The 11,401-nt window shown below is 38.9% G+C and carries 11 protein-coding genes; all 11 read left to right on the top strand.

What is annotated here, in order from left to right; translation table 11 throughout:
* Positions 1 to 121: 121 nt before the first annotated feature.
* The gene (locus ACM66U_RS08590) at positions 122 to 727 is read left to right on the top strand and encodes a hypothetical protein (RefSeq protein WP_151899883.1); all 606 of its coding nucleotides are present in this window, start codon (positions 122 to 124) and stop codon (positions 725 to 727) included.
* Positions 720 to 1,208: a hypothetical protein gene (locus tag ACM66U_RS08585; RefSeq protein WP_151899884.1), complete on the top strand. Its 489-nt coding sequence runs from the start codon at positions 720 to 722 to the stop codon at positions 1,206 to 1,208. The genes ACM66U_RS08590 and ACM66U_RS08585 overlap by 8 nt, the downstream gene beginning before the upstream one ends.
* 174 nt (positions 1,209 to 1,382) lie before the next feature.
* Positions 1,383 to 2,948 (top strand): DmsC/YnfH family molybdoenzyme membrane anchor subunit, encoded by a 1,566-nt coding sequence (locus tag ACM66U_RS08580; protein WP_418640540.1) that lies wholly within the window; start codon positions 1,383 to 1,385, stop codon positions 2,946 to 2,948.
* Complete coding sequence (locus ACM66U_RS08575) at positions 2,945 to 5,236, top strand: molybdopterin oxidoreductase family protein (RefSeq protein ID WP_151899886.1); 2,292 nt, start codon at positions 2,945 to 2,947, stop codon at positions 5,234 to 5,236. The genes ACM66U_RS08580 and ACM66U_RS08575 overlap by 4 nt, the downstream gene beginning before the upstream one ends.
* Before the next feature lie 69 nt (positions 5,237 to 5,305).
* Positions 5,306 to 5,449: a hypothetical protein gene (locus ACM66U_RS08570; protein WP_418640539.1), complete on the top strand. Its 144-nt coding sequence runs from the start codon at positions 5,306 to 5,308 to the stop codon at positions 5,447 to 5,449.
* Positions 5,425 to 5,913 carry a GGDEF domain-containing protein gene (locus tag ACM66U_RS08565; protein WP_418640538.1) on the top strand — a complete coding sequence of 163 codons (489 nt, stop codon included), beginning with the start codon at positions 5,425 to 5,427 and terminating at the stop codon, positions 5,911 to 5,913. The genes ACM66U_RS08570 and ACM66U_RS08565 overlap by 25 nt, the downstream gene beginning before the upstream one ends.
* 66 nt (positions 5,914 to 5,979) lie before the next feature.
* Positions 5,980 to 6,690, top strand: a complete 711-nt coding sequence (gene pyrH, locus ACM66U_RS08560) for a UMP kinase (RefSeq protein WP_151899887.1) — start codon at positions 5,980 to 5,982, stop codon at positions 6,688 to 6,690.
* Positions 6,691 to 6,709: 19 nt separating this feature from the next.
* Entirely contained in the window at positions 6,710 to 6,931 is a 222-nt protein-coding gene (locus ACM66U_RS08555; RefSeq protein ID WP_151899888.1) for a DNA-directed RNA polymerase subunit omega, read from the top strand.
* A gap of 19 nt (positions 6,932 to 6,950) precedes the next feature.
* Positions 6,951 to 9,089 carry a RelA/SpoT family protein gene (locus ACM66U_RS08550; RefSeq protein ID WP_418641412.1) on the top strand — a complete coding sequence of 713 codons (2,139 nt, stop codon included), beginning with the start codon at positions 6,951 to 6,953 and terminating at the stop codon, positions 9,087 to 9,089.
* 19 nt (positions 9,090 to 9,108) lie between these two features.
* Positions 9,109 to 10,308 (top strand): tyrosine--tRNA ligase, encoded by a 1,200-nt coding sequence (tyrS, locus tag ACM66U_RS08545; protein ID WP_418640537.1) that lies wholly within the window; start codon positions 9,109 to 9,111, stop codon positions 10,306 to 10,308.
* 1 nt (position 10,309) lies between these two features.
* The gene (locus ACM66U_RS08540; RefSeq protein WP_151899891.1) at positions 10,310 to 11,401 is read left to right on the top strand and encodes a nitronate monooxygenase; all 1,092 of its coding nucleotides are present in this window, start codon (positions 10,310 to 10,312) and stop codon (positions 11,399 to 11,401) included.

Raw genomic sequence — 11,401 nt, 5'->3', positions numbered from 1 at the left:
AGATACAAAGCCCGTATTAAAGTACGGGTTCCGAACAGATTGCAAACATAATAGTCATGTTTGGAAAGTTTTAAGATTTAGAATTTATTCAGTAAGAGATTAAAATAATAGGAAAAAACAGTTGATAAACTTAGACCGAGTTGCACGTGAAATCAAGACTATAGGACTGTACGATTTGGTTTTGCAGGATGTGCAAAGAATTGCCGGGAAAAACAGAGTAGATGAAGAAGAAATTCTTCAGACATTAGAGAAAAATCCGGAAATTCTGCAAGATTACATGCAGACAAATGTCGAATACAATTTGAGCAATATCCATCTCAAAGATATCAATGTGCAAAATCTCAAAGATGAATGCAAACAAGAAGCGCAAACCTTTAATGAAAATCTGGCAAAATTGCGTGTCTTGGAAAAATATACACTTGATTTTGAACAGAGTGCCACGCTTGTCATCATTTTTTCCATTGAGTTTTTTGTTCTTTTTTCTGTGCAGTATTTTATAGTATTGCTAAATCTCAAAGCGTGGCAATGGTGGATATATACACTCTTTGCCTCCTCTGTTGCTTTTGCCTACTGGTATGGTAAAAAGCAGAGCAGACTGTATGCAAAAAACAAACAGCGTTACGAAATGCTTTATCTGCAGACATTACAACTCTTGGAAGCACTGGAAGAAAAAGAGTGTATCAAAAAAGAGGACTTATTGATTCATGAGTGTGAAGAACATGTCTAAAACAATCAGTGTTGATTATATTTGGAACAAAGAACTGGCGCTGCAGACAAGCAAGCTTTTTTATGATTATGATATGCGTCATTCTGCCAAAAGATATATAGGCTGGTTTTTTGTCGCTTTGGTGCAGTTTGGTATTGTCGGTGCTTTGAAGCATGAAAGTTACGGTATTTTGTATCTTTCAACCTTTTTGGTCTTTTACTGGTATTTTGGAAGATGGTTTCTGCGAAAAAGAATGTTGTTAAATTTTTACAAAAAAAATATGCCTCAAGATACACAAGTGCATTTTATTATTGATACAGAAGGCTTGCATAAAGATAAAAAGCGTATTCCCTGGGAAGAAATTACAAGGATAATAGAACTTGAAAACGGGATTTTGGTGCAAAGCCTGCATGATACACTTTTTTTTCAAAATTCTGCCTTTGGATCTGTTGATGAACGCAAAGAGTTTTTGGCGCTGGCCAAAGACAAAGGAAAACGCTAATGCACTATTTTTTTATTGGAGCAGTAAGCCTTTTTGTCATAGGATTGCTTATTGTCGGGGCAGTTATGGACAAAGAGGATATGGAAGGTGATGATTAAAAATTAAACAAAGAATTATAAAAATATTCATTTGTATAGAGTATAATTTCATCACTATTATATGGAGATACCTTACATGCAGACACCTTTAGAAAATTTTATAGAGTATAAAGCCGATACAGGGATGCAATGTGGGAATTACTCTATAGATATACCGCCGTTAAAAGAGGGGGAACAGTACCGTTTTCATTTTGATGCTGTTGCCTGTGTCGGGTGTCGGTGCTGTGAAGTTGCCTGTAACGAACAAAACAACAATCCTGCCGATATAAAATGGCGTCGTGTCGGGGAGATGGAAGGCGGAGATTTTCCGGCTTTTACCCAGATGCTCAATTCTATGAGTTGCAATCACTGTATAGATCCTGAATGTCTCACAGGCTGTCCGACGGAATCATATATAAAGATAGCCGAAACAGGCATAGTCGTGCATGATGACGATACCTGTATCGGCTGTCAGTACTGCACATGGAACTGCCCGTACGGTGTTCCTGTTTTTCATGAAGAGAGAAATATTGTTACAAAATGTCATATGTGTCATGAACGGCTTGATGTCGGAGAGTCTCCTGCCTGTGTGCAGGCCTGTCCTGCAGGAGCTATTGAGATTGAGGTTGTCAATGTCAAAGAGTGGCTGGAACGTGACATAGACGAACAGGCAAACATGCCGTTTTTGCCGGATGCACGCATAACAAATTCTACAACGCGCTACACGCTTCCCGAGAATCTGCCGGATGATATGAAAGAGATGGATGAACACATCTTAAAACCTGCACATAAAGAACTGCCTCTTGTTTTTATGACAGTTTTGACGCAAATTTCACTCGGTGGGTTTTTGGCGCTCTTTTTAGGAGACTTTATGAGTCTGTTCGGATTTGAGAGTACCAACTGGATTATGGCACTGCTTGTGATGCTTCCCGCGGCAATCGGGCTGCCTCTCTCAGCCTTGCACCTTGGGCGTCCGTTTTTGGCGATGACAGCCATGAAAAATATAAAAACCTCGTGGCTCTCCCGCGAGGCTTTGGCTTTGGGTGTTTTTACAGGGCTTATGAGTGCCGTAGTGGCAACATACTTTTTCGATATCTCCAATATATTGCGTTTGTTCCTTGAAGCACTGACTTTAGCTGTGGGAATCTATGGAATTTATGCACAAAGTATGATTTACCGTATTCGTGCCCGTCCTTCCTGGAACAGGATTACAACGAATTTCAAGTTCTTCGGTGTGGCATATATCGGAATCTTTTTGGTTGCATTTATCAGCTCTGTATCAAGCGTGCATGAAGCGATTATTCCTTTGACAACCTTGGGTATGCTCGGTGCTTTGGCACAGCTTTTTTTCTCTTATGAAGATATAAGAACACTTGATGTCAAAGAGAATGCATACCAACTGCAACGGACAAAAAGACTTTTAAATGAAAATTTTCATAAGCTCAAAATGATTCGTTTCGCCACGTTGATACTCGGTGGTGTGGTACTGCCGCTGTTTACTTTGGTCTTTGTAAGCGCTTCGTTACATATAACGGCTTCTGTGATGCTTTTTTTGGCAATCATTATTGCCTTTGTGAGTGAAATAAGTGATAGATTTTTATTTTATACCACGGTTGTTCCTCTTGGAATGGCAGGTGGATTTTTTGTAGGGAAACAACGATGATAAGTAAATTAAAAGATTTTTTAGGGTTTGATATAAAAGAAGAGAAATACAAACTCTCACATGATGAAACATTCGGCATGATAGCCGATGCAAAAAAACCCGATAAATGGGTCTTTTCAACCTGTGGATACTGCGGGGTCGGCTGTGGACTTTACATCGGTGTCAAAGACGGTAAAGCTGTTTACACAAAAGGCAATCCAAAACATTTTGTCAATCAGGGAACACTCTGTCCAAAAGGTTTGAGTGAACATCAAATGCTTAACTCTCCCCATAGAATTCAAACCCCGTTGATAAAACAAAACGGTGAGCTGAAACCTGCAACTTGGGATGAAGCCTTCACGAAAGTAAGCAGTGAATTTAAGAGAATTCAAAAAGAACACGGAAACAAAGCCGTTGCTGTCATTGGCACAGGGCAGTTTTTGACAGAAGAATTTTACACTTTGGGTAAATTTGTCCAGCTTGGTCTTCGCACAAATAATTATGACGGCAATACAACCTTGTGTATGGCATCTGCTGTTATGGGTTACAAACAGTCTCTTGGCAGTGACGGTCCGACAAGCTCATATGAAGATTTTGCACTTGCCGATACTATTTTTTTGGTGGGAGCCAATATTGCGGACAATCATCCGATACTTACCTTACATGTAAACAAAAACCCAAAAAAGAAAGTCATCGTTATAGACCCCAGGGCCTCGAAAACATCCCAAATGGCAGATGTGTATGTGCCTGTAAAACCGCGTACAGATCTGGCGCTTTACAACGGTCTGGCTTACATTGTGATGGAGCAGGGATGGGAAGATGAAGGTTATATAAAAGCAAATACAAACGGATACAAAGAGCTGAAAAAACATTTGCAGGATTATCCGCCCCAGGAGGTGGCAAACATTACAGGCATTGATGTCAAAACCCTGTATGAACTCGCACGTGAATTTGTCTCAAGTAAAAGTGTTATCACCGGTTGGACAATGGGTGTGAACCAGTCTTTTATGGGAACAGATACTGTCAGTGCCATCATCAATCTGCATCTTTTGACAGGGCATATCGGTCGAGAGGGAACGGGGCCTTTTAGTATAACAGGGCAGTGTAATGCGATGGGAACACGTGAGACAGGGTTCACTTCATCTCTTCCGGGATACAGAAACTTTGGGGATGAAAAGGCTTTAAAAGAATATGCGGAAATTGTCAATGTTCCTCAGGAAATTATTCCGCGTGAACGTGGCTATAAATATGCCGAAATTATTGATGCCATAGACAGAGGTGAGATAAAAGCGCTTTGGATAACGGCGACAAATCCGCTGGTTAGTTTTGTCAATCAGGACAAACTGCGAAAAACACTGAAAAAACTTGATTTGCTGGTCGTGCAGGATGCTTTTTTAGGCGATACGGCACAAATAGCAGATGTTGTTTTCGCTGCTGCGACCTGGGGTGAGAAAGAAGGTGTTTATACGAATTCTGAACGTCGCTGTAACAAGGCGAACAAAGCAGTAGAACCCATAGGTGAGGCAAAAAGTGATTTTGATATCATTCTTGAATTTTCAAAATATTTTGAAGGTGTGAATGAAATGCTTTTTCCAAACTGGAGCCAGCCTCGTGATGCTTTTGAGGAGTGGAAAAAAGTCTCAAAAGGACAGTTGTGTGACTACAGCGGTATGAGTTATGAGCTTATAGAAGAGTTGGGCGGGATTCAATGGCCATGTAACGAACAGTTCCCAAAAGGGAGTAAAAGACTCTACACCAAAGATATTCCTTTTAGAACATCCGATAAAAAAGCAAAACTTGTATGTGTGCAATGGCATCCGATGGCAGAGCCTGTAAGCCCTGAGTTTCCCGTTATTTTAAACACTGGAAGGACAGTTGAGCAGTGGCATACACGAACAAAAACAAGAGATATAGCAATTCTTGACAATTTGGCTCCTGAAGCCTGGGTGGACATAAATCCAAAAGATGCGGTCAAACTCAAAGTAAAAAGCGGTGACAGAATGAGTCTTTCATCTCCAAGGGGGCGCATTGATGATGTTATTGTACGGGTGACATCAAGTGTACGCGAAGGCACGGTATTTGTCCCGTTCCATTTTAATGAACAGCTTGTCAATACGTTGACTAATGAAAGTTTTTGTCCAAAGTCAGGGGAACCTAATTTCAAACAAACGGCAATACAGCTTCACTCAGAAGAGGTACCGGAGGGTCTGATACTTGAAGAGGAACAATCAAGCGGAGCGATTGCACATCACAAGGTCGTTTATGAAGGGGTTGCCTATAAAGAAAAAGAGGTGCATTTGCAACAATAGAAGTTATGTTATAATTATTTACGGGTCCTTTCAAATCCCGTTAAGTTAAACAGTCCAAAAACTTCAAAAATGGCGGTCATAATTATGCAGGAATGTGAACTGTATCAATACACTCTTTTTACAGGCAGTATACTTTTGCTTGCAAGTCTGTTTTTTAATATCAAATACAGAAAAAAGATAAAAAACGCTTGGAAGATGAAAACAGACTCATAAAAAATGCCTACTATCATCCTGTCACCTCTCTCCCAAATAAAGAAAATGTTAAAATAGTAATTTCTGAACAGATACAAAGAGCTTTGCGACATAATAAATCTTTTTTGGTTATGGTAATAAAAATAAAAAATTTTCATGAAGTTCAGCTGCATTCCAAAGTGCTGGCAGAGGAATTTATGCTTGAAGCAAGTAACAGACTGCTGCAAAGTACACGGAGTGAGGATATAATCGGCCATATCAGTGATGACTCTTTTATCATTGTTTTTAATGAATATTTACAAGAAGAAAATTACAGGAGAGTATGTCAAAGAGTAGAAGAATCATTTGCACAGGCTCCCGAACTCAATACAAAATATACTATAGATTTTAAGGTTTCCATAGGTACATCTGTGTATCCGGATGGGGCTGCAAATCCGGATGCATTAATGGAAAAAGCGAGAAAGGCTGCAATTGATAGAGATTGAATAGTTCAAAGCAAAACAAAAGCCAATTTTAAGTATAATTCACGGATTTTATAAAAAGGTATATGCATGGCAAACAAACGTGTTTTAGTTAAATTTTCGGGTGAAGCTCTTGCTGGAGAAGCAGGTCATGGAATCGATACAAAGATTTTAAAGTATATTGCCCAGGAGATTAAAACTCTTGTTGATGCAGGTATAGAAGTCGGTATAGTCATTGGAGGCGGGAATATCATTCGTGGTGTGACTGCTGCCCAAGACGGAATTATTAAGCGTACATCCGGAGATTATATGGGAATGCTTGCAACTGTGATAAACGGTGTAGCAATGCAGGAGGCCTGTGAGCATGCCGGAATGCAGGTACGTATGCAAACCGCTATAAAAATGGAACAGATTGCTGAACCGTATATTAATCGTAAAGCGACACGCCATCTTGAAAAAGGACGTGTTGTTATTTTTGCAGCAGGGACGGGAAATCCGTTTTTTACTACAGATACGGCAGCAACACTTAGAGCTGTTGAAATCGGTGCAGAAGTTATTATCAAGGCCACAAAAGTTGACGGTGTCTATGACAAGGACCCTGCCAAATACCCGGATGCGGTGAAATTGCCCGAACTGACATATGACCAGGCATTGCAGGATCATATAAAAGTTATGGATGATACCTCAATAGCACTGGCAAAAGACAACAGTCTGCCTATTATTGTCTGCGATATGTCCAAGCAAGGTAACTTATTGGATATTTTAAATGGCAATATGAGCAACTGCTCAATAGTAAAATAAACTAAAGGAAAAACAGAGAATGAAAGTTGAAGAATTAACAGCGAAAGTTTTAGATGAAAATCCAAGTATGGATAGATATCAACTGGCAATTGCAGTTGCAAAAAGATGTGATGAACTGGAAAACGGTGCTCCAAGCAAATTAAATGTCAATACAAGCAGTATCAAGTCAACTGATTTGGCGCTTATGGAAATAGCTGAAGGACTTATTAGAGTCAAAGGCTTTAGCGACAAAGAGAAATAAGTTTTTGCCTTTGAGTCAAATGGATATAGAACAGGTAAAACACATCAATGATGTTGAATCTGCAATAGCTTATCTTTTTTCTCAAATACCCCAAAGTGAACCACTTGAAAAAGCATTAAACTTTTCTATAAAAGCACACGAAGGGCAGTATAGAAAAAGTGGTGAAGCTTACATAATCCATCCCATTTTAGTAGCCTCCATTGTTGTTTCTATAACAAATGATGAGTCGATGGCTATTGCCGCCTTATTGCATGATGTTGTTGAAGACACTCCTGTTACTATTGAACAGATAGAAGATTTGTTTGGTAAGGATGTTGCCCATTTGGTGGAGGGACTTACAAAAATAGATACGATTAGAGATCATGAACTCATTCCCTCCAATTCTGATGAAAAGCTTGTTGTATCGGCACTCTCTTTTAGAAAAATGCTTATTGCCAGTATTCATGATGTACGGGTGCTTGTTGTCAAACTGTGTGACAGACTGCACAATATGCTCACCCTTGATGCCTTGCCCGCTCACAAGCAAAAACGAATTGCCGAAGAGACATTGGTTGTGTATGCCCCTATTGCACACAGATTGGGGATTTCATTTTTAAAAAATATACTTGAAGACTTAAGTTTCGGCTATTTGTTTCCCAAGGAAAAGCAGGAAATAGAAAATTATCTTCAGACAAACTATCATGCAATTGAGATGAAACTTGATGCAATCAAAGAATCAATAATGAAGATTCTTGTGAAAAATGGCTTTTGTGAAGATGATTTTGAGATTTTGTCCAGAATAAAACATAAATATTCTATTTATCTGAAGATGCAGAGAAAAGGTGTGAGTATTGATGAGGTGCTGGATCTTTTGGCTGTTCGGATTCTTACAAAAGACCCTGTAAAGTGTTATATGATTTTGGGGCTTATTCATCTTAATTTTCGTCCGCTTGCCTCACGTTTTAAAGATTATATTGCTGTTGCAAAAGACAATGGATACCAGACCATTCACACAACTGTTTTTCATGATGCTGCAATTTTTGAAGTACAGATTCGAACCTATGATATGCATAAAACTGCTGAACTCGGAGTTGCCGCACACTGGAAATATAAAAGCGGCGGCAACAATATCAAGCTGGACTGGTTAGACAGTCTGCAGTACCAAAATGAGTCTGTAGAGGATTTTTATGCATTGATAAAAAATGATTTGTATTCTGAAGACATTTCGGTTTTTTCTCCGTCCGGTGATGCTTTTACCCTTCCCCGCGGAGCAGTGGCACTTGATTTTGCTTACGCTGTACACTCGGAAGTCGGAAACAAAGCTGTGAGCGCTTTAATCAACAAAACAAAAGCCTCTTTAATGAGCGAACTCAATAATGGTGATATAGTAAAAATTTTTACCGGAGATGAAATTGTTACAAGATGTTCCTGGATTGATGCAGTCAAAACATCAAAAGCCAAAACAAATATGAAACTAAACTGCAATGCAAGAATACGCGATCTTAATGCAAAAGTGGCTGTGAGTATTGTTGCAACTGCAATGAAGCTGAATTTCGCGAGAGTGCAGGAATGGTTTTTGAAACATCATTGTGACAGTGTGACCTCTATTCCTAACGACATAGAACATTTTAAGAATGTTATTCATAAATATATAGTAGAAATCAGTAAAAACAACAGATTTAAAAAGTTTATTTCCCGACACAGATTCAAACTCAAAGGGTATGAAATTGCAGGTATTGAGATATTCTCTACAACAAACATTACCGATATAGTGTTTGATTACTGCTGTCATCCTAAACACGGGGATGAAATTATGGGATTTTTGGATAAAACAAAGGTGCATGTTCATCACAAACTGTGCAACAATGCTACAAAAATGCTCGATGCACATGATCCGATGGTCTTTGTCCGCTGGAAGCAGGAAAAAATTTACCGATACAAACTGATTGCCTCTTTGCATAATGAAAAAGGTGCTTTGGCTGAGTTTTTAAGTTTTCTGGTTAAATTGGATGTGGATATCAATGCAATTGAGCTGGGCAAAGAGAGTGCTGATTATATTAAGTATTGTGAGCTTGTTTTTGAAGCAAAAGAAGCTGATATTAATTCACTTCGTGCTAAAATAGAGTCTAAAATAAAAGTTGTCAATTTGGTGAGAACTGATGATGCTTATAAAAATTAAATAAATATAGAGAGAAAAAATGATAGATGAAGCTTTAAGAGAGATAAACAGAGGTTGTGCAGAGATTATTGACAACGAAAGAATAGAAAAACTTTTAAAAGCTTATTTTCAAGAGGGAAAGACATATACGGTAAAAGCCGGTTTTGACCCGACTGCACCGGATTTGCATCTTGGACATACTGTTCTTTTGCAAAAACTTGCAACCTTTCAGAAATATGGTGCAAGAGTACAGTTTCTTATAGGAAGTTTTACGGCAACAATTGGTGATCCGACAGGGAAAAATGCCACACGAAAAGTATTGTCAAAAGAAGATATAATCAAAAATATTGAAAGTTATACGACACAGGCTTTTAAAATTTTAGATGAGAATAAAACAGACATAGTCTACAATGATGACTGGCTGGGAAAAATGAGTGCAGCTGATTTAATAGCGCTTGCCTCAAATTTAACAGTGGCACGTATGCTGGAGCGTGATGATTTTTCAAAAAGATTTAAAACAAATGTCGCAATTGCCACAAGTGAGTTTATGTATCCGTTGTTGCAGGGTTATGACAGTGTACACTTGAAATCAGATATAGAAATAGGCGGAACAGATCAAAAATTTAATCTTTTAATGGGAAGACAGCTGCAAAAAGTATATAATATTAAGAAGCAGCAGGCTGTTTTAATGATGCCTATTCTCGAAGGTCTTGACGGTGTCCAGAAAATGAGTAAGTCTCTGGGAAATTATATTGGTGTTTCAGATGAACCAAATGATATGTTTGGTAAAGTTTTAAGTATATCCGATGAGCTGATGTGGAGATATTTTGAACTTTTGAGCGATAAAAGTCTTGATGAGATTGCAGCACTTGAGAGAGCAGTAAAAGAAGGAAAATTACATCCGAAAAAAGTAAAAGAAGACTTGGCACTGGAAATCACAGCGCGTTTTCATGATAAAGAAGCAGCACAAAATGCAAAAGAAGAGTTTGACAAGGTCCATTCAAAAAGCCAAATTCCAAGTGATATTTCAGAGTTTAGCTGTGAGGGACCGATTTGGATTGCAAAAGCTTTGGTTGACTGCAAGATGGAGCCCTCAACATCCCAGGCCAGAAGAGATATCAAGCAGGGTGGTGTTAAAATAGACCAGAAAAAAGTATCTGATGAAAAGTTGGAATTGTCATCAGGAGAGTACCTGTTACAGGTTGGAAAAAGAAAATTTGCAAAGTTAAAGGTTAAATAAAATGAGTTTCAAGTCTTTAAAAATTGGTAAATATGAGATTGAAAAACCAATAGTACAAGGTGGTATGGGCGTTGGGATCAGTTGGGATCAGTTAGCTGGTACTGTTTCAAAAGAAGGCGGACTTGGAGTTATCAGTTCTGTCGGAACAGGTTACTACAAAGATAAAGAGTTTGCAAAAAAACTGGTAGCAGACAGGCCTTTGAGCGAAGCAAACTTTTACTCAAAAGAGGGCTTTACCGAAATAATAAAAAATGCCAGAAAAATCTGTGGCGACAAGCCTTTGGCCGCAAATGTTTTGTATGCTATCAATGACTACGGACGTGTTGTTCGCGATGCCTGCGAAGCCGGTATCAATATTGTAATAACAGGTGCAGGGCTGCCGACAAATATGCCGGAGTTTACAGAAGGATATCCTGATGTAGCGCTTGTACCTATTGTATCCTCTGCAAAAGCTTTGAAAATTATTTGTAAAAGATGGCAGAAGCGCTATAATCGTCTTCCTGACGCAGTTATTCTTGAAGGTCCCAAAAGCGGTGGGCATCAGGGCTTTACATACGAACAGTGTTCAATGCCTGAATATCAGTTGGAAAACCTTGTAAAACCTGTTGTAGAAGAAGCAGAACAATGGGGCGGCATGCCGGTAATTGCTGCAGGTGGTGTTTGGGACAAAAACGATATAGAAGCCATGATGGAACTCGGTGCGAGCGGTGTTCAAATGGGAACACGTTTTATCGGTACTTATGAGTGTGATGCGCATGCAAACTTTAAAAAAGTCCTTCTTGATGCAAAAGAGGGTGATATTAAACTGATGAGTTCTCCTGTGGGATACCCTGCACAGGGAGTTGTGACAAATCTCACTCATATGGTAGAAAAAAGAGAAGGTCCTGCAATTAAGTGTATTTCAAACTGTGTTGCACCGTGTAACCGGGGAGAAGAGGCTAAAATTGTCGGTTTTTGTATTGCAGACAGATTAAGTGATGCTTATGAGGGCAACCTGGAAACAGGACTCTTTTTCTCTGGAACCAATGGCTATAAACTAAATGAAATTATTACAGTAAAAGAACTTATTGACAAGCTTATGCATGGTGAATAA

Origin of the sequence: Sulfurimonas sp. ST-27 (assembly GCF_048081595.1) — a bacterium.
GTDB lineage: Bacteria > Campylobacterota > Campylobacteria > Campylobacterales > Sulfurimonadaceae > Sulfurimonas > Sulfurimonas hydrogeniphila.
Note: the sequence above shows the minus strand (reverse complement) of the source record. Positions and strands in the feature narration are given on the sequence as shown.